General features: G+C 68.8%; 21 protein-coding genes and 4 tRNA genes. 11 read left to right on the top strand and 14 right to left on the bottom strand.

Annotated elements, in window-relative coordinates; genetic code table 11:
• The first annotated feature begins 5 nt into the window (after positions 1 to 5).
• Together PXH83_RS13710 and PXH83_RS13705 are read left to right on the top strand one after the other, a co-directional pair.
• Positions 6 to 1523, top strand: coding sequence for a N,N-dimethylformamidase beta subunit family domain-containing protein (locus PXH83_RS13710; RefSeq protein ID WP_274560305.1), 1518 nt, complete (start codon positions 6 to 8; stop codon positions 1521 to 1523).
• Positions 1524 to 1631: 108 nt separating this feature from the next.
• Complete coding sequence (locus tag PXH83_RS13705; protein WP_274560303.1) at positions 1632 to 2531, top strand: phosphoribosylaminoimidazolesuccinocarboxamide synthase; 900 nt, start codon at positions 1632 to 1634, stop codon at positions 2529 to 2531.
• Positions 2532 to 2623: 92 nt separating this feature from the next.
• On the opposite strand, the gene PXH83_RS13700 is transcribed toward PXH83_RS13705, so the two are convergent.
• The 8 genes from PXH83_RS13700 to PXH83_RS13665 form a co-directional block, all read right to left on the bottom strand.
• Positions 2624 to 2696, bottom strand: a tRNA-Gly gene (locus tag PXH83_RS13700).
• 22 nt (positions 2697 to 2718) lie between these two features.
• Positions 2719 to 3336, bottom strand: coding sequence for a response regulator transcription factor (locus PXH83_RS13695; RefSeq protein WP_274560301.1), 618 nt, complete (start codon positions 3334 to 3336; stop codon positions 2719 to 2721).
• On the bottom strand, positions 3333 to 4571 hold the full coding sequence (locus PXH83_RS13690; RefSeq protein ID WP_274560298.1) for a sensor histidine kinase: 1239 nt from the start codon (positions 4569 to 4571) through the stop codon (positions 3333 to 3335). Before PXH83_RS13690 ends, PXH83_RS13695 begins: the two co-directional genes overlap by 4 nt.
• Before the next feature lie 60 nt (positions 4572 to 4631).
• Positions 4632 to 5399 carry an ABC transporter permease gene (locus PXH83_RS13685; RefSeq protein ID WP_274560296.1) on the bottom strand — a complete coding sequence of 256 codons (768 nt, stop codon included), beginning with the start codon at positions 5397 to 5399 and terminating at the stop codon, positions 4632 to 4634.
• Positions 5396 to 6394 (bottom strand): ABC transporter ATP-binding protein, encoded by a 999-nt coding sequence (locus tag PXH83_RS13680; protein WP_274560294.1) that lies wholly within the window; start codon positions 6392 to 6394, stop codon positions 5396 to 5398. The genes PXH83_RS13685 and PXH83_RS13680 overlap by 4 nt, the downstream gene beginning before the upstream one ends.
• 145 nt (positions 6395 to 6539) lie before the next feature.
• A tRNA-Gly gene (locus PXH83_RS13675) sits at positions 6540 to 6612 on the bottom strand.
• Positions 6613 to 6665: 53 nt separating this feature from the next.
• Positions 6666 to 6737: transfer RNA gene (locus tag PXH83_RS13670), tRNA-Gly, on the bottom strand.
• 101 nt (positions 6738 to 6838) lie between these two features.
• Positions 6839 to 7156, bottom strand: coding sequence for a histone-like nucleoid-structuring protein Lsr2 (locus PXH83_RS13665; protein WP_274560291.1), 318 nt, complete (start codon positions 7154 to 7156; stop codon positions 6839 to 6841).
• A 313-nt stretch (positions 7157 to 7469) separates the two neighbouring features.
• Between PXH83_RS13665 and purS the strand changes: the two genes are divergently transcribed.
• The 3 genes from purS to purL are packed head-to-tail and all read left to right on the top strand — an operon-like array spanning position 7470 to position 10668.
• The gene (purS, locus tag PXH83_RS13660) at positions 7470 to 7721 is read left to right on the top strand and encodes a phosphoribosylformylglycinamidine synthase subunit PurS (protein ID WP_138898077.1); all 252 of its coding nucleotides are present in this window, start codon (positions 7470 to 7472) and stop codon (positions 7719 to 7721) included.
• The gene (gene purQ / locus PXH83_RS13655; RefSeq protein WP_274560286.1) at positions 7718 to 8422 is read left to right on the top strand and encodes a phosphoribosylformylglycinamidine synthase subunit PurQ; all 705 of its coding nucleotides are present in this window, start codon (positions 7718 to 7720) and stop codon (positions 8420 to 8422) included. The genes purS and purQ overlap by 4 nt, the downstream gene beginning before the upstream one ends.
• The gene (gene purL, locus PXH83_RS13650) at positions 8419 to 10668 is read left to right on the top strand and encodes a phosphoribosylformylglycinamidine synthase subunit PurL (protein ID WP_274560284.1); all 2250 of its coding nucleotides are present in this window, start codon (positions 8419 to 8421) and stop codon (positions 10666 to 10668) included. The genes purQ and purL overlap by 4 nt, the downstream gene beginning before the upstream one ends.
• A gap of 61 nt (positions 10669 to 10729) precedes the next feature.
• Here the strand turns inward: purL and PXH83_RS13645 are convergent, their stop codons facing one another.
• On the bottom strand, positions 10730 to 11134 hold the full coding sequence (locus PXH83_RS13645) for a nuclear transport factor 2 family protein (RefSeq protein ID WP_274560282.1): 405 nt from the start codon (positions 11132 to 11134) through the stop codon (positions 10730 to 10732).
• 93 nt (positions 11135 to 11227) lie between these two features.
• On the opposite strand from PXH83_RS13645, the gene PXH83_RS13640 reads away from it, so the two are divergent.
• From PXH83_RS13640 to purM, 4 genes are all read left to right on the top strand, one after another.
• On the top strand, positions 11228 to 12019 hold the full coding sequence (locus PXH83_RS13640) for a maleylpyruvate isomerase family mycothiol-dependent enzyme (protein WP_274560280.1): 792 nt from the start codon (positions 11228 to 11230) through the stop codon (positions 12017 to 12019).
• A gap of 62 nt (positions 12020 to 12081) precedes the next feature.
• Positions 12082 to 12954 carry an META domain-containing protein gene (locus tag PXH83_RS13635; protein WP_274560278.1) on the top strand — a complete coding sequence of 291 codons (873 nt, stop codon included), beginning with the start codon at positions 12082 to 12084 and terminating at the stop codon, positions 12952 to 12954.
• 227 nt (positions 12955 to 13181) lie between these two features.
• On the top strand, positions 13182 to 14708 hold the full coding sequence (gene purF, locus PXH83_RS13630) for an amidophosphoribosyltransferase (RefSeq protein WP_274560276.1): 1527 nt from the start codon (positions 13182 to 13184) through the stop codon (positions 14706 to 14708).
• A 34-nt stretch (positions 14709 to 14742) separates the two neighbouring features.
• Positions 14743 to 15843: a phosphoribosylformylglycinamidine cyclo-ligase gene (gene purM / locus PXH83_RS13625; protein WP_214921356.1), complete on the top strand. Its 1101-nt coding sequence runs from the start codon at positions 14743 to 14745 to the stop codon at positions 15841 to 15843.
• Between the two features lie 84 nt (positions 15844 to 15927).
• Here the strand turns inward: purM and PXH83_RS13620 are convergent, their stop codons facing one another.
• Together PXH83_RS13620 and PXH83_RS13615 are read right to left on the bottom strand one after the other, a co-directional pair.
• Positions 15928 to 16179: a DUF3073 domain-containing protein gene (locus PXH83_RS13620; protein ID WP_214921355.1), complete on the bottom strand. Its 252-nt coding sequence runs from the start codon at positions 16177 to 16179 to the stop codon at positions 15928 to 15930.
• 321 nt (positions 16180 to 16500) lie between these two features.
• Complete coding sequence (locus PXH83_RS13615; RefSeq protein WP_274560269.1) at positions 16501 to 17583, bottom strand: Leu/Phe/Val dehydrogenase; 1083 nt, start codon at positions 17581 to 17583, stop codon at positions 16501 to 16503.
• Positions 17584 to 17815: 232 nt separating this feature from the next.
• Between PXH83_RS13615 and PXH83_RS13610 the strand changes: the two genes are divergently transcribed.
• Positions 17816 to 18670 (top strand): DUF8083 family protein, encoded by an 855-nt coding sequence (locus PXH83_RS13610; protein ID WP_274560268.1) that lies wholly within the window; start codon positions 17816 to 17818, stop codon positions 18668 to 18670.
• 478 nt (positions 18671 to 19148) lie between these two features.
• Positions 19149 to 19355: a developmental transcriptional regulator BldC gene (bldC, locus tag PXH83_RS13605; protein ID WP_003949541.1), complete on the top strand. Its 207-nt coding sequence runs from the start codon at positions 19149 to 19151 to the stop codon at positions 19353 to 19355.
• A gap of 393 nt (positions 19356 to 19748) precedes the next feature.
• On the opposite strand, the gene PXH83_RS13600 is transcribed toward bldC, so the two are convergent.
• The 3 genes from PXH83_RS13600 to hrpA form a co-directional block, all read right to left on the bottom strand.
• On the bottom strand, positions 19749 to 19952 hold the full coding sequence (locus PXH83_RS13600; RefSeq protein ID WP_274560267.1) for a DUF6274 family protein: 204 nt from the start codon (positions 19950 to 19952) through the stop codon (positions 19749 to 19751).
• Positions 19953 to 20205: 253 nt separating this feature from the next.
• A tRNA-Asp gene (locus PXH83_RS13595) sits at positions 20206 to 20280 on the bottom strand.
• Positions 20281 to 20373: 93 nt separating this feature from the next.
• Positions 20374 to 24321, bottom strand: a complete 3948-nt coding sequence (gene hrpA / locus PXH83_RS13590; protein ID WP_274560266.1) for an ATP-dependent RNA helicase HrpA — start codon at positions 24319 to 24321, stop codon at positions 20374 to 20376.
• Between the last annotated feature and the right edge of the window lie 2 nt (positions 24322 to 24323).

Below are 24323 nucleotides of genomic sequence, written 5' to 3'. Positions count from 1 at the left end.
GCGGCATGGGGGCTGAGTACATCCGGCGCTGGGAATCGGGCGCCCTCGCGCACGCCGTGTCGGATCCCTTCGGCCAGGGCCCACTGCCCTGGCTGCGCGGCGGCGAGCACTACTTCGGCGACAGCGGGCAGGTCATCCCCTGGTACGCCGAACACGTCGAGCACGCGAAGGGCGCGGAGCACCGCGACCCCGTCACCGGAGCCCGGCTCCCGCAGCTCCGCACCGCCCCCACCGGCGGCCCCCGCACGGCCGACGACGTACGCCAGCAGATCAAGGGCTTCGCGTCCCCCGGCGCGGCCGCCCCCGGCGAGGCGATCGACTTCCACATCACGGTGGACCCGCCCCAGCAGTTCTCCGTCGACATCTACCGGATCGGCCACTACGGCGGCGACGGCGCGGCAAAAATCACCACCAGCCCCCGCCTGTCCGGCATCGTCCAGCCCGCCCCGCTCACCGCCGACCGCACCGTGTCCTGCCACCACTGGTGGATGTCGTGGCGCCTCCAGATCCCGGAGTTCTGGAACATCGGGGCGTACGTCGCCGTGCTCACCACCGCCGACGGCTACCGCTCCCACATCCCCTTCACGGTCCGCGACAGCCACCCCGCCGACCTGCTGCTACTCCTGCCCGACATCACCTGGCAGGCGTACAACCTCTACCCGGAGGACGGCCGCACCGGCGCCAGCCTCTACCACGCGTGGGACAGCATGGGCCGCCTCCTTGGCGAGGAGGACGCGGCGACCACGGTCTCCTTCGACCGCCCGTACGCCGGCGCGGGCCTCCCCCTCCACGTCGGCCACGCCTACGACTTCATCCGCTGGGCCGAGCGCTACGGCTACGACCTCGCCTACGCCGACGCCCGCGACCTGCACGCCGGCCGCATCGACCCCACCCGCTACCGGGGCCTGGTCTTCCCCGGCCACGACGAGTACTGGTCGGTCCCCATGCGCCGCACCGTCGAGCTGGCCCGCGAGACCGGCACGTCCCTCGTCTTCCTCTCCGCCAACACCATGTACTGGCAGGTCGAGCTCGCCCCGTCCCCCTCCGGCACCGCCGACCGCCTCCTCACGTGCCGCAAGCGCCGAGGGCCGGGCAGGCCCTCCCTCTGGCGGGAGATGGACCGCCCCGAGCAGGAGCTGATGGGCATCCAGTACGCAGGCCGGGTCCCGGAGCCGAGCCCCATGGTCGTGCGCAACGCCGATCACTGGCTCTGGGAGGCCACCGGCGCCCACGAGAACGACGAGATCGAAGGCCTGGTCGCGGGCGAGGCCGACCGGTACTTCCCGCGCACCACCCTCCCGGAGCACCAGGACCGCATCCTGCTCGCCCACTCCCCGTACCGGGACGGCGACGGCGCCCGCCGCCACCAGGAAACGTCCCTCTATCGGGCGCCCAGCGGCGCCCTGGTTTTCGCCTCGGGGACGTTCGCCTGGTCTCCGGCCCTGGACCGCCCGGGCCATGTGGATCCCCGTATCCAGCGCGCCACGGCGAACCTTCTCGACCGCATCTGCAAAAGGGACTGACACACGAGCCGCACCGGCAGAACTGTCCGAAACCGACCCGCCACGACGGTTCCGGCCCGCATACGGGAGAATCGGTAGCGCTCCTGGATCAACCTACGCGGAGGAACCGTGTCCGGATTCGTAGAAAAGCCCGAGCCGCTTCAGGTTCCGGGCCTCACCCACCTCCACACGGGCAAGGTGCGTGATCTCTACCAGAACGAGGCCGGCGACCTCGTGATGGTCGCCAGCGACCGCATTTCCGCGTACGACTGGGTGCTGCCCACCGAGATCCCCGACAAGGGCAGGGTGCTCACCCAGCTCTCGCTCTGGTGGTTCGACCAGCTCGCGGACCTCGTCCCGAACCACGTCATCTCCGCCGAGCTCCCGCCCGGCGCCCCCGCCGACTGGGCCGGCCGCACCCTCATCTGCAAGTCCCTGCGCATGGTCCCGGTCGAGTGCGTCGCCCGCGGCTACCTGACCGGCTCCGGCCTCGCCGAGTACCAGGAATCCCGCACCGTCTGCGGGCTGGCTCTCCCCGAGGGCCTCACGGACGGCTCGGAGCTCCCGGCTCCCATCTTCACGCCCGCCACCAAGGCGGCCGTGGGCGACCACGACGAGAATGTCTCGTACGAGGAAGTGGCCCGCCAGATCGGCGCGGAGACCGCCGCCCAGCTGCGCCAGACGACCCTCGCCGTGTACAGCCGGGCCCGCGAGATCGCCCGCGACCGCGGCATCATCCTCGCCGACACGAAGTTCGAGTTCGGCTTCGAGGGCGAGCACCTGATCATCGCCGACGAGGTCCTGACCCCGGACTCCTCCCGCTTCTGGCCCGCCGCCACCTGGGAGCCCGGCCACGCGCAGCCGTCGTACGACAAGCAGTACGTGCGCGACTGGCTGACCTCTCCGGCCTCCGGCTGGAACAGGAAGAGCGAGCCGCCGCCGCCGGCGCTTCCGCAGGAGATCGTCGACGCGACCCGGGCGAAGTACCTGGAGGCGTACGAGCTGCTCACCGGCGCGCACTGGTCGTAGTAGCTCGTAACACCACCGGTCATGCAGCACCGGTCGTAGCAACGCAGAAGGCCCCGGTCGCAATGACCGGGGCCTTCTTACTTACTTCACCGAGCGGACGACCAGGTTCGAACTGGCGACCTCAACCTTGGCAAGGTTGCGCTCTACCAACTGAGCTACGTCCGCATGCGCCGTGGCGCGAGGCCAACTATACCCAACCTCGCTCGCGTGCGAGACGCACTGCGGTATGCCGGTTTTCCGCACCGAGCTTCGAGGCTGCCGACGACAGGTAATTACGCACCGTCCCCGCCGACAGCGCGGCCCGCTCGGCGATCTCCGCGATGGGCGCCCCGTCGGCCGCCAGTTCCAGCACCTCGGCCTCGCGCGCGGTCAGCGGCGAGTCCCCGGCGGCGATGGCATCCGCCGCCAACTCCGGGTCCACGTAACGGTTTCCGTCCCGTACGCTCCGGATGATCTCGGCCAGCCGCTGCGCGCTGACGGTCTTCGGCACGAACGCCCGCACGCCCGCCGCCAGCGCCCGCTTCAGGTGCCCGGGGCGCCCGTGGCTGGTCACGATCATGCACCTGCAGCCGGGCAGCTCGGCCCGCAAAGCTGTGGCGACACTCACACCGTCGGCGCCCGGCATCTGCAGATCGAGCACGGCGACGTCCGGCCGGTGCGCCCGGGCCATGGCCAGCGCCTCGGGTCCGGAAGCGGCCTGCGCGACGACGACAAGATCGTCCTCAAGGGCGAGCAGCGCGGCGAGCGCACCCCGGATCAAGTGCTCGTCATCGGCCAACAACACCCGCAGAGGTCCCTCACTCACAGCCCCACCCCCAGCGCCTTCGCCACCGGGGCCTCAGCCACCGGCACCTCCGCCGTCAGCCGGAAGACGTCGGGTGCCGCCGGGCCCGCCCGCAGCGTTCCGCCGACCGCGGTGAGGCGTTCCCGGAGGCCGGCGAGGCCGGAGCCGGGGGCGGAGGCGGCGGAGACCTCGGCCGCGCCGTCGTTCTCCACCACGAGTACCGCCAGCCCACCGCCCGTCGTCAGCCGCACCGTGCACCGCCGCGCGTCCCCGTGCCGCAGCACATTGGTCGTCGCTTCCCGTACGACCCAGCCGAGCGCCGACTGCACGCCGGCCGGGAGTTCCTCGTCCGGGCCCCTGTCGATCAGGCAGTCGATGCCCGCCGCGCTCAACACCCCCCGCGCCCCTTCCAGTTCCGCCGGCAGATCCGCGTCGCGGTAGCCACGTACGACCTCCCGCACCTCGCGCTGCGACTCCTGAGCGATGTGCTGCACCTCGGCCATCTGCTCCGCGGCCTCCGGCCTGCCACGCCGCGCCAGTTGCACCGCCAGCTCGCTCTTGAGCGCGATCACGGCCAGATTGCGGCCCATGACGTCGTGCAGGTCGCGCCCGAAGCGCAGCCGTTCCTCGGCGACCGCGAGCCTGGCGGCCACGTCGCGGGCCTGGTCCAGCTCCCAGATCACCGCCATGAACCAGGCCGACGACCGTGTGGTCAGCAGCGCGAAGAGCGCCACGAACAGCACGACCGCCACCCCGCCCACGGCCAGTCCGGTACCTGCCCCCGTGGCGGCCAGTGCCCCGGCCACCAGCGCCGCGGCCACCAAGCTCCCGATCAGCAGACAACGGAGCGTCGACAGCATGAACGTCGACATGGCGGTGGTCAGCAGGGCGTACGGCAGCATCTGCACCGTCACAGACCCGTCCTTGATCCCGCCGGTGGCCTGAAGGGTGACGATCAGGCCTGCCGAAAGCCCGCCCAGCGCCAGCGCGACGGACGCCGAACGCCACGGCGCCGGGGCCCCGTCGACGTAATGCGCCAGCCCTCGGCGGAGGCAGTGCATCGCCACCACGCACTGCGCCACGGAAAGGGCCAGCAGCCCGCGCCCGAGCGCGACGGCGCCGGGATCGCGGCTCAGTCCCTGGGAGAGGGGCGTGAGAACGCCGATCGACATGAGCCACGGCAGCAGATACAGCGTCACCCGCATGTACAGGTCAAGCTTCGCGGCCTGGCTCCGCTTCCCCCAGAAGCCCTTCATCCCGTCCCCGTCCCCACATTTTCTTCGTGCCCAGCCCAGCGCCGTTCCGCGCCGCAGCGTCTAGCGCCGCGGCTCCCAGCGGAACCACCGCTGCACAGCGAACACCGACAGTACGGTCCAGGCCACCGCGGTGGCGACGGCACCCAGCGCCTCGTACGCCCCCAACTGCCCGGTCCAGCCGCCCCGCACGAGCTGGACGACCGGCGAGAGCGGCAGCAGCTCGCAGACCGAGGCGATCTTGTCCGGCAGCAGCTCCAGTGGCACGACGACCCCGGAGCCGACCAGCGAGACCAGCATCACCGGCATGATCGTGATCTGTGCGCCCTCGGCGGACCTGGTGAAAGCGGTGGTGGCGGCTGCCATCGTCCCCGCGACCACGAGACCCAGCAGAAGACCGGTCACCACCAGCAGGGGATCGGCGGGCATCTCCATGCCGAGGACCGCCGCGCCCGCGATCATCAGCACCACACACTGCGCGAGCCCGGCCACGAGCGTGGCGGCCGCCGTTCCGGTGAGAATCTCGGCGTCGCCCGGCTCCCCGGCCCGCAGCCGCTTGAGTACGAGCTCTTCGCGCCGCACCACGTAGACCGTGACGAGCGCCGAGTACACCCCGAAGAGCAGCACGAACGCCACGGACATCGGCATCATGGCCGCACCGAGCGAAATCCCGGCCTCGTCCAGGTCCATGTCGTCGAAGACCGGCCGCATCGCGTACGTCATCGTGACGGGCAGCACCAGCGCCGTGAAGAGCACCGCCTTGTGCCGTAGGAGCAGGGTCAGTTCCGCCCGCATCAGCGCCGCCATACGTCCCGCAACAGCCGTGCTCATCGCGCAGCCACCTCCCCCTCGGCCGTGCCGGCGCCCACCGTTTCCTGCGCCGCGCTTTCCTGTGCCCCGGTTTCCTTCGCCTCCCGCGCGATGTTCAGGAACGCCTCCTCCAGCGACGCCGACCGCACATCGAGCCCGCGCAGTTCCAGCCCCTGCTCCTCGGCCCACGCAAGCACCCCGGTCGCGGCCTGCTGGAGCCGGTCGGTGTGCAACCGCACCGTCCGGCCGCTCAGTTCGTGCCGGGTGACGCCCAGCTGCCCCAGCGGCGGCAGATCCCCGAGGTGGTAGCCGTCCGGCAGCTGGAAGGAGATCTGCGACGGATACGCCCCCACCACTTCCGCCACCCGCCCCTCGGCGGCGATCCGCCCTTCGTGCATGATCGCCAGCCGGTCGGCGAGCTCCTCCGCCTCCTCCAGGTAGTGCGTGGTCAGCAGTACGGTCGTCCCCCCGTCCCGCAGATCCCGCACCAACTCCCACGTTTCGCGCCGCCCTTCGGCGTCAAGCCCGGTCGTCGGCTCGTCGAGGAAGAGGATCTCCGGCCGGCCGAGCAGCGCCATGGCCAGGTCCAGCCGCCGTCGCTCCCCGCCGGACAGCTGCTTGACCCGTACGCCCTCCCGCCTGCCGAGCCCCACCAGCTCAAGCGCCTCACGCACCGGTCGCGCCCCACTGGTGCACCCCGCCCACATGCGGGCCGTCTCGCGCACGGTCAGTTCGGAGGGAAATCCACCCTCCTGGAGCATTACGCCGACCCGTGGGCGTACCTTCGCGCGCTCGGTGTACGGATCATGGCCGAGCACCCGGACGCTGCCCCCGTCGGGCCGGGCCAGGCCCTCCAGCAGTTCCAGGGTCGAGGTCTTGCCCGCGCCGTTCGTGCCCAGCAGTGCGAAGAGCTCGCCGCGCGCCACGGAGAAGGAGAGCGAGCGGACGGCTTCGAAGCCGCCGCTGTAGGTGCGCCGGAGCCCCTCGGCGTCGATCACATGGTCGTTGATGGTCATGCCTCAAGACTTCCGGCGGATCACGGCCGGGAGCAGTGCGAGCTGTCATCACCGCAGATGACAAATGTCAGTACGCCAAGAGGTGGGCAGACGGCGGATACGACAAAGGCCCCGGTCGCAATGACCGGGGCCTTCGTACTCACTGAGCGGACGACGAGATTCGAACTCGCGACCCTCACCTTGGCAAGGTGATGCTCTACCAACTGAGCCACGTCCGCATTTGTGCCACCACTATACCTGACACACCTCAGTGTGTTGGTAAGCGATGCAGAGCGGGTGACAGGAATTGCACACTGCGCCTTCCCCCTGGAAGGGGGATGTTCTGCTACTGAACTACACCCGCACGCTGCGTGAGGTCCGGCCTTGCGGCCTCGCCCCTCGGCGTGTCCCAGACTCTAGCCGACGAGCGGGGGTGCAATGCAAGTCGGTTGCCCCCAGGGGCCGTCAGGAGGCCTCCGCGAAGGCCTCGTAGACCTTCTTGGGGATGCGCCCGCGAGCCGGCACGTCCATCTGGTGCGAGCGCGCCCACGCGCGCACAGCCGCCGGATGGGGCGCGACGGCGGTGTGCCGGTAGGCCTTGCCCGACTTCGACTGCTTTCGGCCGGCCTCTACGAACGGCTCAAGAGCCGTGCGTAGTTTCTTTGCATTGGCGGGATTCAGGTCGATCTCGTACGACTTCCCGTCCAGGCCGAACGTGACCGTTTCCGCTGCGTCCCCTCCGTCGATGTCGTCGGAGAGCGTGACCACTACGCGCTGAGCCACGGATATCGGTCCTTTCCTGCGGCACCACCGCGCCTGACGTGCGGTGATACCGGCCTTCCGGCTGTTTTGGAGCAATGCTGATTCCTTCGCTATTCCTTTGTACAGCGAGAGGCATTGCATTGTGAAGCCCAGTTAATTCTGTCAGCGTGTCCTTCCGCAATCGGAGGCGGCCGTTTTTCCCCGGATTTTCCCGGCGGTTGTCGCTGCCGATACCGGAACGTGATCCGGGCCGACGTATATCTACCCGCGTAGAATTTCTGGGCGGGTACGCTGATGGAACCGCCTTCGCACCACACCACCACCGGGAGTGCCAGTGGCACGCGTCGTAGTCGACGTCATGCTCAAGCCCGAGATCCTCGACCCGCAGGGACAGGCGGTGCAGCGTGCACTGCCCCGTCTCGGCTTCGAGGGAATCGCGGACGTACGTCAGGGAAAGCGTTTCGAGCTCGAGGTCGATGGGCCGGTCGATGACGCCGCCCTCGCCCGCATCAATGAGATGGCTGAAACGTTCCTCGCCAACACCGTCATCGAGGACTTCACCGTGAAGGTGGAGGAGTCGAAGTGACCGCTCGTATCGGAGTCGTCACCTTTCCTGGAACGCTCGACGACCAGGACAGCCTGCGGGCCGTCCGGATCGCGGGCGCCGAGCCGGTCTCGCTGTGGCACCGCGACAAGGACCTCAAGCAGGTCGACGCGGTCGTCCTCGCGGGCGGCTTCTCCTACGGCGACTACCTGCGGGCGGGCGCCATCTCCCGCTTCTCGCCGGTGATGGAGACCATCATCGCGCAGGCGAAGGCGGGCCTGCCCGTCCTCGGTATCTGCAACGGCTTCCAGATCCTCACCGAGGCCCACCTGCTCCCCGGCGCGATGCTGCAGAACAACCATCTGCACTTCATCTGCCGCGAGCAGAAGCTGCGCGTCGAGACGAGCGAGACGGCCTGGACGGCGGACTACACCGCCGGGCAGGAGATCCGGATCCCGCTCAAGAACATGGACGGCCGTTACGTCGCCGACGAGCGCGTACTCGACGAGCTGGAGGCGGAGGGCCGCGTCGCCTTCCGCTATCTGGCCCGCGGCGCAGCCGCTGATGGATACGGAAACCCGAACGGCTCGCTCCGCGACATCGCCGGCATCACCAACGCCGCGGGCAATGTCGTCGGCCTGATGCCGCACCCGGAGCACGCCGTGGAGCCGCTGGTCGGCACGGGACGTACCGACGGCCTCGGATTCTTCACCTCGATCCTGAAGAAGCTGGTCAACGCATGACTTTGGACACCGTCAAGCACGCTGCGGAGACCCCCGAGGTCGGGCAGCCCTGGAAGGAACTCGGCCTCAAGGAGGACGAGTACGCGCGCATCCGGGAGATCCTCGGCCGCCGCCCGACCGGCGCCGAGCTCGCCATGTACAGCGTCATGTGGTCCGAGCACTGCTCGTACAAGAGCAGCAAGGTCCACCTGAAGCAGTTCGGCGAGAAGGTCCCGCAGAACGACGCGATGCTCGTCGGCATCGGCGAGAACGCGGGCGTCGTCGACGTCGGCCAGGGTTACGCCGTGACCTTCAAGGTCGAGTCGCACAACCACCCGAGCTACATCGAGCCCTACCAGGGCGCGGCCACCGGCGTCGGCGGCATCGTCCGCGACATCCTGGCGATGGGCGCCCGCCCGGTCGCGGTCGTCGACCCGCTGCGCTTCGGCGCGGCCGACCACCCCGACACCAAGCGCGTGCTGCCCGGCGTCGTCGCCGGCATCGGCGGCTACGGCAACTGCCTCGGCCTGCCGAACATCGGCGGCGAGGTCGTCTTCGACGAGTGCTACCAGGGCAACCCGCTGGTCAACGCCGGGTGCATCGGCGTGATGAAGCACGAGGACATCCACCTCGCGAAGGCGAGCGGTCCCGGCAACAAGGTCATCCTGTACGGCGCCCGCACGGGCGGCGACGGCATCGGCGGCGTATCGGTGCTGGCCTCGGAGACCTTCGAGTCGACAGGACCCGCGAAGCGTCCCGCCGTCCAGGTCGGCGACCCCTTCCAGGAGAAGCTCCTCATCGAGTGCACCCTGGAGATCTTCCGCGAGGAACTCGTCGCGGGCATCCAGGACCTGGGCGGCGCCGGTCTGTCCTGCGCGACGTCCGAGCTGGCCTCGGCCGGTTCCGGCGGCATGCGCGTGGAGCTGGACACCGTTCCGCTGCGTGACTCCTCCCTCTCGCCCGAGGAAATCCTCATGAGCGAGTCGCAGGAGCGCATGTGCGCGATCGTCGAGCCGGGCAAGGTCGACCGGTTCATGGAGATCTGCGAGAAGTGGGACGTCATCGCCACCGTCATCGGTGAGGTGACCGACGGCTCGCAGCTGGAGATCTTCTGGCACGGCGAGCAGATCGTCGACGTACCGCCGCGGACCGTGGCCCACGAGGGTCCCGTCTACCACCGGCCGTACGCCCGCCCCGAGTGGCAGGACGCGCTCCAGGCGGACGACGCCAACAAGCTCCCGCGCCCGGCGACTTCCGCCGAGCTCCGCGAGCAGGTGCTCAAGCTGATCGCCTCCCCGAACCAGGCCTCCAAGGCGTGGATCACCGACCAGTACGACCGCTTCGTACAGGGCAACACGGTGCTCGCGATGCCCGAGGACGCGGGCATGGTCCGTATCGACGAGAAGTCGAACCTGGGCGTGGCCATGGCGACGGACGGCAACGGCCGGTACGCCAAGCTCGACCCGTACACCGGGGCCCAGCTCGCGCTCGCCGAGTCGTACCGCAATGTCGCCGCTTCCGGCGCCAAGCCGCTCGCCATCTCCGACTGCCTCAACTTCGGCTCCCCCGAGGACCCGGACGTCATGTGGCAGTTCGCGGAGGCCACGCGCGGTCTCGCGGACGGCTGCCTGCAGCTCGGCACCCCGGTGACCGGCGGCAATGTGTCGCTCTACAACCAGACCGGCGAGACCGCCATCCACCCGACGCCCGTCGTCGCGGTGCTCGGTGTGATCGACGACGTGACCCGGCGTACGCCCGTCGCCTTCGCGGAAGAGGGCCAGCTCCTCTACCTGCTCGGTGACACGCACGAGGAACTGGGCGGCTCCGCCTGGTCCCAGGTCATCCACGACCACCTGGGCGGCATGCCGCCCAAGGTCGACCTGGACCGCGAGAAGCTGCTCGGCGAGATCCTGATCTCCGCCTCGCGCGACGGCATGATCGACGCTGCGCACGACCTGAGCGACGGCGGCCTGATCCAGGCGGTCGCGGAGTCGTGCCTGCGGGGCGGCAAGGGCGCACGGCTGATCGTGCCGGACGGGCTGGACCCGTTCGTCTTCCTCTTCTCCGAGTCGGCGGGCCGGGCTGTCGTGTCCGTGCCGCGCAGCGAGGAGCTCCGCTTCAACGACATGTGCGGGGCGCGCGGCCTGCCCGTGGCCCGTATCGGTGTCGTGGACGGCGATGAGATCGAGGTGCAGGGACAGTTCAGCATCGCGCTGGGCGAGGTCCGTACGGCGCACGAGGAGACGATCCCCGGCCTGTTCGCCTGATCCACAGCTCTGCGGCAGCCCCCGTCCGGACCTGGTCCGGGTGGGGGCTCCGTGGCTGTCACTAGGTGCCCATGCCCCAGAAGGCGTCCGCCTCGTCGATGTCCTCGACGCACTCGTCGATGTCGGAGATCTTGTTTCCGATGATGGTGAAGAAGAGTCCGCCTCTCATTTCGATACCGCGGTCTTCCCGCTCGGCGAAGATCTTGTGGACGGAGATGACGTGGCCGCGCCCGTCCGGGTAGACGCCTTCCAGCTCTACGCGCATGGTGCCGCCGGTGAGCTCGAAGAGCTTGCCGTACATGGCCAGGACGTTGTCCCGGCCCTTGAAGTGCCCGGAGACCTGACTCTGTCCGGGCGCGTGGTGGACGCAGTCCGTCGTCATCATGGAGGCAAGTGTCTCCATGTCGCCATTGCTGAACGCTGCGTAGCCCTGGCGCACCAGGGCGGTGTCCGGGTGCTGACTCATGGTTGGTTCACGCCCTTCCTCTCGTACTTTCCGCTCTCTCATTTTCCGCCTGGTACCGGGCGGCGGCCATGCGGATGCGATTAATCTCGGCCCATGCCACCGGCCAAGAAGCGCACTCGTAGCTACGACTCCGCCAAGACCCGGGCCGCCGTACTCGCGCAGTTCGAGCACGTACGCGCCGCCGTGCTCACCCTCACGCCCGAGCAGCTGGAACAGCCCACCCGTCTCGGCGACTGGACCGTGCGGGATCTCGCCGCCCACATCGCCATGGTCATGGGAACCGTCTCCCGTTACCTGGCCATGCCCGAGCCCGCCAGGCGTGAACTCGCCCTGCTGGAGTGGCCGTTCGCAACAGTCACGGCTGCCGGGCAGGTCGACGAGGACACCAGGGCGATCGCGGCGAGCGCCGAGCCCGGCGAACTGTTCGCGCGGACCGCCGCAGCCATCCAGAAGGACCTGCCCGGCACGTCGGACGAGCGCCTGGTGCCGTCACGCTTCGGCGGCATGCGGCTCGGCGACTTCCTGGTCACCCGTACCGTCGAACTCATCGTCCACACCGACGACTTGAATCATGCGACCGGTCTCGGCATCCCGTACGACAAGCACGCCCTCGCCGCCTGTACCCGCCTCCTCGCCGACGCCCTCGCCGTGAAGGCACCCGGCGGCTCGGTCGAGGTCCGTGTCCCGCCGTACGCGGTCGTGCAGTGCGTGGAAGGCCCCCGCCACACGCGCGGCACCCCGCCGAACGTGGTCGAGACCGACCCGCTGACGTGGATCCGCCTTGCCACGGGTCGGGTGGGGTGGAGCGAGGCGGTCGCCGGGGCGCAGGTGAGCGCGAGCGGCGAGCGGGCGGACCTGTCGGCGCTGCTGCCGGTCCTGGGCTAGGGACACGCCCTAGGGGAAAGCTCTCCTGGAACCAGAAACCCCACTTGCCCCGTCACATCGCCATGGATACGTCGCGAACCCCCACCCGCCGCAGCGCCACCCCCGTCGCCACCGCAACCCTCACCGCCCTGGCCCTCTTCGCCCTGGCCGCCTGCGGCACTGAGTCAGGTTCGGACGCCGGAGGCGACGGCACCGTAAAGCCGGACCTCCAGATCGCCGGGGTCGACTGGACCGTCGACAGCGTGACCGTGGACGGCAAGAAGCTTCCCGCGCCGAAGGGCACCACGGTCCGTATCGACGAGGACAAGGACGGCGACGGAGACAACGGCAACGGAAAGGCCCGCGCGTCCGGCAACTCCGGCTGCAACCAATTCGGCGCCGACGTGGACGTCAAGGGCGACACGATCACCGTGGGCCCCGGCCAGAGCACCGAGATGGCCTGCGCGAAGGACATCCAGAAGTTCGAGGAGAACCTTCAGCGCACCTTCCGCGGCGCCCTGAAGGCCAAGGTCACGGACGACAAGCTGACGCTGACCACGACCAAGGGCGACACGATCGCCCTCACCGCCGAGAAGCCGGCCGCCGCCGCCCCGCTCGTCGGCACCCAGTGGCGCGTGGAGTCGCTGCTCGACGGCGACACCGCCACCTCGCTGCCCAAGGACGTGGCGGGCAAGGCGAACCTCGTCTTCGGCAAGGACGGCTCCGTGGGCGGCAACCTCGGCTGCAACAACGTCACGGGCGAGGCGAAGGTCTCCGGCTCCACCCTCACCTTCTCCAAGATCGCCACGACCAGGAAGATGTGCCCGCCCAAGATCATGGAGACCGAGCGGGCGCTGCTCAAGATCCTCGACGGCAAGGTGAAGTACGAGCTGCGCGACCGCACCCTGACTCTCGTCGCGGCGGACGGCAACGGCCTGGACGCCCGCGCCAAGTAGCGGCAAGGCGGAAGCGGAGGCACAAGCGAGGCGGAAGCGGCGGCGGACACGGCCGAAAAGTACGACGTCCGCCGCGGCCGTCCCGGTCCGTGGACACCACCCTGGACACCCGAATCGCGTCCGGACGTCAACGCGGACACCGCTCGTCACTCGCCGACCCACCCCGCCCGGCCCCCGCCGCCATCCCCAATTCGGACCAGTGGTCGATCTCGCCTACACTCGGTGGCGTGCCTCGTGGTGATGGACGACTCAACCACGACCTGCTCCCCGGTGAGAAAGGCCCCCAGGACGCTTGCGGCGTCTTCGGTGTCTGGGCTCCCGGCGAAGAGGTCGCCAAGCTCACCTATTTCGGACTGTATGCCCTGCAGCACCGTGGACAAGAGTCCGCGGGCATCGCAGTGAGCAACGGGTCCCAGATCCTCGTCTTCAAGGACATGGGACTGGTCTCGCAAGTCTTCGACGAAACCTCTCTCGGCTCCCTCCAGGGCCATATCGCGGTGGGCCATGCCCGCTACTCCACCACCGGAGCCTCGGTGTGGGAGAACGCACAGCCGACTTTCCGTGCCACCGCGCACGGATCGATCGCCCTGGGCCACAACGGCAACCTGGTCAACACGGCGCAGCTCGCCGAGATGGTCGCCGAGCTGCCCAAGGAGAACGGCCGCGCGACGCAGGTCGCCGCGACCAACGACACCGACCTGGTCACAGCTCTGCTGGCCGGCCAGACGGACGACGACGGCAAGCCCCTCACCATCGAGGAAGCCGCCGCAAAGGTTCTCCCGGACGTGATGGGCGCCTTCTCCCTCGTCTTCATGGACGAGGGCACGCTCTACGCCGCCCGCGACCCGCAGGGCATCCGCCCGCTGGTCCTCGGCCGGCTGGAGCGCGGCTGGGTGGTGGCCTCCGAGTCCGCCGCCCTCGACATCTGCGGCGCCGCGTACGTCCGCGAGGTCGAGCCGGGCGAGATGATCGCCATCGACGAGAATGGGCTCCGTACGTCCCGATTCGCGGAAGCGAAGCCCAAGGGCTGTGTCTTCGAGTACGTCTACCTGGCCCGCCCGGACACCGACATCGCCGGCCGCAACGTCTATCTCTCGCGTGTGGAGATGGGCCGGAAACTGGCGAAGGAAGCCCCGGTCGAAGCCGACCTGGTCATAGCAACGCCGGAATCAGGCACCCCCGCAGCCATCGGCTACGCGGAAGCCAGCGGAATTCCGTACGGTTCCGGCCTCGTCAAGAACGCCTACGTCGGCCGGACCTTCATCCAGCCGTCCCAGACGATCCGCCAGCTCGGCATCCGTCTGAAGCTCAACCCGCTCAAGGAAGTCATCCGCGGCAAGCGCCTCGTGGTCGTCGACGACTCGATCGTCCGCGGCAACACCCAGCGCGCCCTGGTCAAGATGCTCCGCGAGGCCGGCGCCGCCGAGATCCACATCCGGATCTCGTCCCCGCCGGTGAAGTGGCCCTGCTTCTTCGGCATCGACTTCGCGACCCGCGCCGAGCTCATCGCCAACGGCATGACGATCGAAGAGATCGGCAAGTCGCTGGGCGCCGACTCGCTCTCGTACATCTCCATCGACGGGATGATCGAGTCGACCACCATCCCCAAGGCGAACCTCTGCCGCGCCTGCTTCGACGGTGAGTACCCGATGGAGCTGCCCGACCCCGAGCTGCTCGGCAAGCAGCTCCTGGAGTCCGAGCTCGCGGCCGGCCCGGCGAACACCGCCGCCGCCGAAGCGCTCCGTCGCCCGTAACGCTCCCTGTTGAACGACACGAAAGTTCCCAGCAATGTCTGCTGAATCTTCTGGGCGTGCTCCGCACGCGGGCACTGGCGCCAGCTACGCGGCCGCGGGCGTCGACATCGAGGCCGGCGACCGTGCCGTAGAGCTGATGAAGGAGTGGGTGAAGAAGACGAAGCGCGCTGAGGTCGCGGGCCTTGGCGGCCTCGGCGGCTTCGCCGGACTCTTCGACGCCTCCGCCCTCAAGCGCTACGAGCGCCCGCTGCTCGCCTCCGCCACCGACGGCGTCGGTACGAAGGTCGACCTCGCCCGCAAGATGGGCGTGTACGACACGATCGGCCACGACCTCGTCGGCATGGTCGTCGACGACCTGGTCGTCTGCGGCGCCGAGCCGCTCTTCATGACCGACTACATCTGTGTCGGCAAGGTGCATCCCGAGCGTGTCGCGGCCATCGTCAAGGGCATCGCCGAGGGCTGTGTCCTCGCGGGCTGCGCCCTCGTCGGCGGCGAGACCGCCGAGCACCCCGGCCTGCTCGGCGAGGACGACTTCGACGTCGCAGGCGCCGGCACGGGCGTCGTGGAGTACGACCAGCTGCTGGGCGCGGACCGTATCCGTACGGGTGACACGGTGATCGCCATGGCGTCCTCCGGTCTTCACTCGAACGGGTACTCACTCGTACGGCACGTGGTCTTCGACCGCGCCGGCTGGTCGCTGGACCGTGAGGTCGAGGAGTTCGGCCGCACGCTCGGCGAGGAGCTGCTGGAGCCCACCAAGATCTACTCGCTGGACTGCCTGGCCCTCACCCGCACCGCCAAGGTGCACGCTTTCAGCCACATCACGGGCGGCGGCCTTGCGAACAACCTGGCCCGTGTGATCCCGGACCACCTGCACGCCACGGTCGACCGTTCCACCTGGACGCCCGGCGCTGTCTTCGACCTCGTCGGCAAGGCCGGTCAGGTCGAGCGGCTCGAACTGGAGAAGACCCTCAACATGGGCGTCGGCATGATCGCCGTCGTCCCGGAGGAGTCCGTGGATGTGGCGCTCGCGACACTCGCCGACCGGGGCGTCGACGCCTGGGTCGCGGGAGAGATCACCGAGCGCGGCGACAACGCCACGGGCGCGACGCTTACGGGCGACTACGCAAAGTAGTCACCCGGGGGAGCACAGAACCCGGTCCGGGGCCGAGGCCCCAGGACCGGGTCGGTGTGGTCATGCTTTCGAGGCGTACGGGCGTCAAGCGCCGCGACGATGGGCCGAAGGACCGGACTCCTCGTCCTCGTCCCCGTCATCGTTGTACTGAGCCGCGTACTGTGCGTACGGGTCGTCTTCCTCGTCGTCGTCCTCGAACGGCTCGCCATTAGGCGGCTGTTGCGAAGTCGAAGCGCCCAGCTCGTTGGCCAGACGCGACAGGTCAGTCCCGCCGCTGCTGTACTTCAGCTGGCGGGCGACCTTAGTCTGCTTGGCCTTTGCCCGGCCGCGCCCCATGGCTCGACCCCCTCGGTGACGGGGCTCGACGGCCCCAGAGTCTTGACACGCGTTCATGATTCGGAACGGGCTCCCCTTGGAGAGACCGGTCCGTAGGGCATCAACGGTACCTGCTTCCGCGGCCATACGGTACGCCGCCCGCATGCAACGCCTCGTCACAGAACCCGCGAGAAGCCCCGTCCTCGCTGGTCAACTGCGATTTTAACCTCTTCCTGAGGGCCGACCCGCCGACGAGGGTGAGTCATGTCTCGCCGACGGCGGGCCGAATCCCTCAAGGGCCCCGGCAGGACCCCGTAGGACCCCACCAGGACCCCGACAGGGTCAGCGGCGGCGTGCCTCGGCCATCCGCTGCTCGGCGATTCTGTCCGCCGCCGCGGCCGGCGGAATGCCGTCCGTCTTCGCACGTGCGAATATCGCCAGCGTGGTGTCGAAGATCTTCGCGGCCTTCGTCTTGCACCGGTCGAAGTCGAAGCCGTGCAGCTCGTCGGCGACCTGGATCACGCCGCCCGCATTCACCACGTAGTCGGGCGCGTACAGGATGCCGCGGTCCGCGAGGTCCTTCTCGACGCCCGGGTGGGCGAGCTGGTTGTTGGCGGCGCCGCACACCACCTTCGCCGTGAGTACTGGGACGCTTGTGTCGTTCAGCGCACCGCCGAGCGCGCACGGGGCGTAGATGTCCAGGCCCTCGACGCGGATCAGCGCCTCAGTGTCGGCGACCACGGTCACCTGCCGGTGCCGCTCGGTGACGCGGCGTACCGACTCTTCCCGTACGTCCGTGATCACGACCTCCGCGCCGTCCTGCAGGAGGTGCTCGACGAGGTGGTGCCCGACCTTGCCCACACCCGCGACGCCGACCTTGCGGCCACGCAGCGTCGGGTCGCCCCACAGGTGCTGGGCCGAGGCCCGCATGCCCTGGAAGACGCCGAAGGCAGTCAGGACGGACGAGTCGCCGGCGCCGCCGTTCTCGGGGGAGCGGCCCGTCGTCCACTGGCACTCGCGCGCCACGATGTCCATGTCCGCGACGTACGTGCCGACGTCGCAAGCCGTGACATAACGGCCGCCCAGGGAGGCCACGAACCGGCCGTAGGCCAGCAGCAGTTCCTCAGTCTTGATCTTTTCCGGGTCGCCGATGATCACGGCCTTGCCGCCGCCGTGGTCGAGACCGGCCATGGCGTTCTTGTACGACATGCCGCGCGAGAGGTTCAGCGCGTCGGCGACGGCCTCTTCCTCGGTCGCGTACGGGTAGAAGCGCGTGCCGCCGAGGGCCGGGCCCAGGGCGGTGGAGTGGATGGCGATGACGGCCTTGAGGCCGCTGGCACGGTCCTGGCACAGCACGACTTGCTCGTGGCCGCCCTGTTCCGATCGGAACAGGGTGTGCAGGACGCCGTCGGTTGCGTCGGTCACGGTGGTGACTCCCAAGTACGAGGCGGCGATGCCCTCCTACGGGTGGGGAGGGCCGATGGGCAAGAGAGTAAGACCTGGCGGGGCCCCGGGTGGCCGCAGTGTTCAGGATCACCCCCTGGCGGAGTATGCGTGGGACGATTCGTCTCCGTTCGGAGTGTCCGAGCGTCCGTGTCCGAGTGTCCGAGTGTCCGAGTGTCCGAGTCCGAGTCCGAGTCCGAGTCGAGGAGCAGGCGTGGCCCAGGCGTCATCGGTGATCGTCCCGTACGTCTCGTATCTGCGGGTGTACGAACCGCTGGCGGCCTTCCCCGAACCTGAGCGGAGCCACTGGGCCAGTTATGCCCGGCGCAAGGATCTGCCGACCGCGCAGGACGAACTGAGACGGTCCCTGGCCGACTTGCTGCCCGTCCCGCCCGTCCCCGTACCGGTGCACGAGAGCGGCGACGCGTTCGTGACGGAGGTGGACGGGGTGGTGTGCGTCTGCCCCTGGCGGACCCGGCTGCGCGGCTGGCTGGCGCTGGAGGAGCTGCCGGAGCTCTATCCGGAGCCGATGGTGGACGCGGCGCTGCCGCCCCTGGTGCGCCGGCAGGCTTCCGCGGACTTCGAGCGGTGGCTGGAGCGCAACCCGGACGCGCGGCCGTGGATCAGGAGCTCGGTGTGGCACGTGCCGGTGCGCTGGTTCGCTCTTTTCGAAGGGGACGAGCGGGAGTACGTGAAGGCCGGCGAGGGGGATGCCGGGCCCGTACTGCGCTACCGGACGCCCATGGTGCAGGCGCGGCGGCGCGTGGCGCGGGCGCTGAAGGCGCTGCGGGAGCATCTCGACGCGACGGCCAGGGAGCCACTCAGCGAGGGCCTGGTGGATGTGGGGCGCTGGCTGGAGGAATTCCACCCCCGTTCACTTGTCGAGCTCGACTACGGGGGCCTTGTCCACGTACTTTCCGATTCACATCTTTCCCAGGACGTCTCCGCGGCGGATGTGGCCGAGGGAATCGCGGCGCTGCGGGACGACGACGCTGCGGCGGCCGGTGAGGCGTACGGGCGGCTGACCGAGCGGTGGCGTGCGGTGCGCGAGCTCCAGTTCGCGAACTGAGCCGAACGGCTGAGCCCGGCTGGGCCGAATGGTCGGGACGTAGGTCCTGATCCGGGCCTTTGCCCTCAAGCGTGACGGACAGCACTTAGCGGGCTCTTGCGCCCATCCCCTACCCTCATGCCAAAATAGGACAAGGAGTCCGGCGAGGGCTCCTTCCGTCCAACTATGGGCGGAATGCTCAGCATTGCACGCTATGGGGGGTCTGGTGGCTCCTGATCGCTCTGTGACTGATCGTCACTGTGACGTGACTGTCCGCTATGGCATGGTCCATCGGCTTCGTCGCTGATGAACACCTGGGAGGGCAATTCCATCGGTTTGGCCGACGTGGCTGGACGGATGGTGTAGTTGTAGTGCCGAGGACAAGCCGTTCGTCCTATAACCGACTCGGCCCGCGTCCGCCATTTCGGGCAACGCGGGTCAAGGTGCAGAATTTAGAGGAAAGAACCGTGATGGTTCGGTTCTCCCGAGGAGGCCGCTCATGACCGCTCGCACCCCCGACGCCGAGCCGCTGCTGACCCCGGCTGAGGTTGCCACGATGTTCCGCGTGGACCCGAAGACGGTTACGCGCTGGGCCAAGGCTGGCAAGCTCACGTCCATCCGCACTCTTGGTGGACACCGGCGTTACCGCGAGGCAGAGGTCCGCGCACTGCTTGCGGGGATCCCGCAGCAGCGCAGCGAGGCCTGAACAACCGCATAACCCTGCATTGCCGGGCATTCTCCGGGTCCCCCAACTCGGATCGCCCACCTGAGCACCACACGACAGGCGCCTGCCCCAACAGGCGCCACATTCAAGCTAGACGGATGCGTCGTTGATCGCGCTGGACTCCGCCGGGTCCAGCGCGATCTTTTTTGTGCCTGCGTCCCGGCGGCCCGGCGTGTCCCGACGCGACCCGGCGACCGCTCTGACCTGCTGTGCGCCGCCTTTTGGGCGGCTTGCCCGCGACCCCCTCCCGGCCTCGGAATGCCCCTTGTGAGGGGGTGCAATTGCACATATTAAATTGAGCGGTTGTAGGGAGGGTGTAAGTCCACCGGTTCTGAAAACTCGTGAGGTGACTCCCGTCACACGGTGCGGTGCTTGCTAATTCTCTTCGCCGTCGGCCGGTGCGGGTGTCTCGGCCGCCCTGAGAGTCTTCGGCGGCTTCGGCCTCTCGGGCTCCATGGCGAGCCTCAGGAGCCGGTGGCAGATCGGACAGTGACGTGTGACGTGGCGATAGCCGGACGCGGCCGCCAGATGGGCGCGCAGCAGTGCTCGCGTCTCGTGCCTGGCCGTTGATGCCGCCATGCGTCACCTCCAGGTGCGGGCCCCACCCCCGGTTGCCCTGATGCCTGGTTACCGGCGGCAGATGCCGCAGTCAAGACGCAAGAAGGCCCGGATCCTTGCGGATCCGGGCCTTCCGTACTTCATTCACTGCGGTCCTGACGGGATTTGCTGCATCCGATTGCGGCCTCCGGCCGCGGGCGTGGCCTCAGGGGCAGCTTCGGGACGCAAAGGCGATGGCCCGCATCCGGTGGGGATGCGGGCCATCGATTCTATGCGGTCCTGACGGGATTTGAACCCGCGGCCTCCACCTTGACAGGGTGGCGAGCACTCCAAACTGCTCCACAGGACCTTGATTCGCTCTGCCGTTTTGCGCGGCGTTGCGAAGACAGACTGTACAGCAGGTCAGAGGGTCCGGTCGAACTCACTCAAGGCGACGGAGGAGTTACGGCGCCGCCGCGTCGATCGCCTTCACGATCCGCTTGTCGGAGACCGGCTGGGCGGTCCCCAGCGCATGCGCGAAGTAGCTCACCCGCAGCTCCTCGATCATCCAGCGGATGTCCAGGACCTCCTGCGGGACGGGCCTGCCCTGCGGCAGCTGCTCCAGCAGCCAGGCGTACTCGTCCTGCATCTCGTGGACCTTCTCCATGCGCGTCGTGTCGCGCTGGACGGCCGTCGGCATCTGCTGGAGCCTGCGGTCCACGGCCACGAGATAGCGCATCAGGTCGGGCAGCCTGCGCAGCCCGGTCCTCGTGACGAAGCCGGCCGGTACGAGGGCTGCCAGCTGGTTGCGTACGTCGGTGAGGTTGGCCAGCAGCGCCGGACTGGAGGCGGCCTTCAGGCGGCGCTCGCAGGCCTGCCAGGCGGCGAGGATCTGCTGGACCTGGTTCACCGTCCGTACGGTCGCGTCCACGAGGTCGGCGCGGACCTTGTCGTACAGCTTCCGGAACGATTCCTCGTCCCAGGCCGGACCCCCGTGGTCCGCGATCAGCTTGTCCGCGGCCGCGGTCGCGCAGTCGTCGAAGAGGGCCTGGATCGAACCGTGCGGATTGCGGGACAGGGCCAGCTTGTGCTGGTTGCTGAGCTTGTCCGAGGCGAACTTGGCGGGGTTCACCGGGATGTTGAGCAGGATCAGCCTGCGGGTGCCCTGCCACATCGCCTGCTGCTGCTCGGCCTCGGTGTCGAAGAGCCGTACGGCGACACTCGCGCCCTGGTCCACGAGGGCCGGGTACGCCTTGACCGGCTGGCCCGCCCTGCGCGTCTCGAAGACGCGGCTGAGCGAGCCGATGGTCCAGTCCGTGAGGCCCGTACGTTCGATGGACTCGCCCGTGGGGCCCGCCGTCGCCGCGGCTGCCTTGGAGAGGGCCTGACGGGCCTTGGGGCGCAGCTTCAGCCGGAGCGCTTCCAGGTCCTTGTCCTCGGCGAGCTTCTTGCGGCGCTCGTCGACGATCCGGAACGTGATCTTCAGGTGGTCCGGGACGCGGGACAGGTCGAAGTCGTCCGCCTCGACCGGCACGCCGACCATCCGCTTCAGCTCACGGGCGAGCGTGAGCGGCAGCGGTTCCTGCAGCGGGACGGCGCGATCGAGGAACTTCGCCGCGTAGTTCGGCGCAGGCACGTAATGACGGCGGATCGGCTTCGGGAGGGAGCGGATCAGCTCGGTGACCACTTCCTCGCGCAGGCCGGGGATCTGCCAGTCGAAGCCCTCGGAGGTGACCTGGTTGAGCACTTGGAGCGGGATGTGGACGGTCACGCCGTCCGCGTCCGCGCCCGGCTCGAACTGGTACGACACACGGAACTTGAGCTTCCCCTGGCGCCAGGAGTCCGGGTAGTCGTCCTTGGTGACCGCGTCGGCCTTCTCGTTGATGAGCATCTCGCGCTCGAAGTCGAGGAGTTCGGGCTCCTCGCGCTTCTTGTGCTTCCACCACGAGTCGAAGTGCGCGCCGGACACGATGTGTTCGGGGATGCGCCGGTCGTAGAAGTCGAAGAGCGTCTCGTCGTCCACAAGGATGTCGCGGCGGCGGGCGCGGTGCTCCAGCTCCTCGACCTCGGTGAGCAGCTTGCGGTTGTCCGCGTAGAACTTGTGGTGCGTACGCCAGTCGCCCTCGACCAGGGCGTTGCGGATGAAGAGGTCGCGGCTCGTCTCGGGGTCGATCCGGCCGTAATTGACCTTGCGCTGGGCGACGATCGGGACGCCGTACAGCGTGACCCTCTCGTACGCCATGACAGCGGCCTGGTCCTTCTCCCAGTGCGGCTCGCTGTACGTGCGCTTGAGGAGGTGCTGGGCGAGCGGCTCGATCCACTCCGGCTCGACCTTCGCGTTGACCCTCGCCCACAGGCGGGACGTCTCGACGAGCTCGGCGGACATGATGAAGCGGGGCTGCTTCTTGAAGAGCGCCGAGCCGGGGAAGATCGCGAACTTGGCGCTGCGGGCGCCGAGGTACTCGTTCTTGTCCGTGTCCTTGAGACCGATGTGGGACAACAGGCCGGCGAGGAGGGACGTGTGCACGGACTGCTCCGGCGCGCCCGGGAGCGGAGCTCCCTGATCGGACACAGCCTCGTTGACGTGGATGCCCATCTGCTTCGCGACGGAGCGCAGCTGGGTGTAGATGTCCTGCCATTCGCGAATGCGCAGGAAGTTGAGGTACTCCTGCTTGCACATCCGGCGGAAGCCGGAGGAGCCGCGCTCCTTCTGCTGCTCGCGGACGTACCGCCAGAGGTTGAGGAAGGCCAGGAAGTCGGACGTCTCGTCCTTGAAGCGGGCGTGTTGCTGGTCCGCCTGCTGCTGTTTGTCGGACGGACGCTCGCGCGGATCCTGGATCGACAGCGCAGCCGCGATGACCATGACTTCGCGCACGCAGCCGTTCTTGTCGGCCTCCAGCACCATGCGGGCCAGGCGCGGGTCGACGGGGAGCTGGGCGAGCTTGCGGCCCTGCTCGGTGAGGCGCTTCTTCGGGTCCTTTTCGTTGGGGTCCAACGCCCCCAGCTCCTGGAGAAGCTGGACGCCGTCGCGGATGTTGCGGTGGTCCGGCGGGTCGATGAAGGGGAACTTCTCGATGTCGCCGAGACCGGCCGCCGTCATCTGGAGGATGACGGACGCGAGATTCGTACGCAGGATCTCGGCGTCCGTGAACTCGGGGCGCGTGATGAAGTCGTCCTCGTCGTACAGCCGGATGCAGATGCCGTCGGACGTACGGCCGCAACGGCCCTTGCGCTGGTTGGCGCTGGCCTGGCTGATCCGCTCGATCGGCAGGCGCTGGACCTTGGTGCGGTGGCTGTAGCGGGAGATACGGGCGGTGCCCGGGTCGATCACGTACTTGATGCCGGGGACGGTGAGGGATGTCTCGGCGACGTTCGTGGCGAGGACGATGCGGCGGCCCGTGTGCCGCTGGAAGACGCGGTGCTGCTCGGCGTGCGAGAGGCGGGCGTAGAGGGGGAGGACCTCGGTGTGTCTGAGGTTCTTCTTGTTCAGCGCGTCCGCGGTGTCGCGGATCTCGCGCTCGCCGGAGAGGAAGACCAGGATGTCGCCCGGGCCCTCGGACTGGAGCTCGTCGACGGCGTCGGCGATCGCGGTGATCTGGTCGCGGTCGACGTCGTCGCTGTCCTCTTCGAGCAGCGGGCGGTAGCGGACCTCGACCGGGTACGTACGGCCGCTGACCTCGACGATCGGGGCGTCGCCGAAGTGACGGGAGAAGCGCTCGGGGTCGATGGTCGCGGAGGTGATCACGACCTTGAGGTCCGGGCGCTTCGGGAGGAGCTGGGCGAGGTAGCCCAGCAGGAAGTCGATGTTGAGGGACCGCTCGTGGGCCTCGTCGATGATGATCGTGTCGTACGCGCGGAGGTCGCGGTCCGTCTGGATCTCGGCCAGCAGGATGCCGTCCGTCATCAGCTTCACGAAGGTCGCGTCCGGGTTGACCTGGTCGGTGAACCGGACCTTCCAGCCGACCGCCTCGCCGAGCGGGGTCTTCAGCTCGTCCGCGATGCGTTCGGCGACGGTGCGGGCGGCGATGCGGCGGGGCTGGGTGTGGCCGATCATGCCCTTCACGCCACGGCCCAGCTCCATACAGATCTTGGGGATCTGGGTGGTCTTGCCGGAGCCGGTCTCGCCCGCGACGATCACGACCTGGTGGTCGCGTATCGCCTCGGCGATGTCGTCCTTGCGCTGGCTGACGGGCAGCGCCTCGGGATACGTGATCCCGGGCATTCGGGCAGCCCGCTGTGCCAGGCGGGCGGCGGACTTCTCCGCCTCGGCGGCGATATCGTCCAGCACGGCCTGCCGGGCCTCGGGCTTGCGGATGCGACGGGCGCCGTCGAGACGGCGGCCGAGCCGGTGGGCGTCGCGGAGCGGCAGCCCTCCGAGTGCGGTCTGGAGGTCGGCGAAGGAAGTAGACATAC

Source organism: Streptomyces spiramyceticus (assembly GCF_028807635.1).
In the GTDB taxonomy this organism is placed as follows: domain Bacteria; phylum Actinomycetota; class Actinomycetes; order Streptomycetales; family Streptomycetaceae; genus Streptomyces; species Streptomyces spiramyceticus.
The sequence above is the reverse complement of the archived record's forward strand: the minus strand, read 5'-3'. Positions and strand labels throughout refer to the sequence as shown.

Bases quoted from the DNA above. Each gene is read 5' to 3' on its own strand.
- PXH83_RS13710 (WP_274560305.1), top strand. From the start codon at position 6: ATGGGGGCTGAGTACATCCGGCGCTGGGAATCGGGCGCCCTCGCGCAC.
- PXH83_RS13690 (WP_274560298.1), bottom strand. From the start codon at position 4,571: ATGAAGGGCTTCTGGGGGAAGCGGAGCCAGGCCGCGAAGCTTGACCTG.
- PXH83_RS13685 (WP_274560296.1), bottom strand. From the start codon at position 5,399: ATGAGCACGGCTGTTGCGGGACGTATGGCGGCGCTGATGCGGGCGGAA.
- PXH83_RS13680 (WP_274560294.1), bottom strand. From the start codon at position 6,394: ATGACCATCAACGACCATGTGATCGACGCCGAGGGGCTCCGGCGCACC.
- purL (WP_274560284.1), top strand. From the start codon at position 8,419: ATGACTTTGGACACCGTCAAGCACGCTGCGGAGACCCCCGAGGTCGGG.
- PXH83_RS13645 (WP_274560282.1), bottom strand. From the start codon at position 11,134: ATGAGTCAGCACCCGGACACCGCCCTGGTGCGCCAGGGCTACGCAGCG.
- PXH83_RS13640 (WP_274560280.1), top strand. From the start codon at position 11,228: ATGCCACCGGCCAAGAAGCGCACTCGTAGCTACGACTCCGCCAAGACC.
- PXH83_RS13635 (WP_274560278.1), top strand. From the start codon at position 12,082: ATGGATACGTCGCGAACCCCCACCCGCCGCAGCGCCACCCCCGTCGCC.
- purM (WP_214921356.1), top strand. From the start codon at position 14,743: ATGTCTGCTGAATCTTCTGGGCGTGCTCCGCACGCGGGCACTGGCGCC.
- PXH83_RS13620 (WP_214921355.1), bottom strand. From the start codon at position 16,179: ATGGGGCGCGGCCGGGCAAAGGCCAAGCAGACTAAGGTCGCCCGCCAG.
- bldC (WP_003949541.1), top strand. From the start codon at position 19,149: ATGACCGCTCGCACCCCCGACGCCGAGCCGCTGCTGACCCCGGCTGAG.
- PXH83_RS13600 (WP_274560267.1), bottom strand. From the start codon at position 19,952: ATGGCGGCATCAACGGCCAGGCACGAGACGCGAGCACTGCTGCGCGCC.
- hrpA (WP_274560266.1), bottom strand. From the start codon at position 24,321: ATGTCTACTTCCTTCGCCGACCTCCAGACCGCACTCGGAGGGCTGCCG.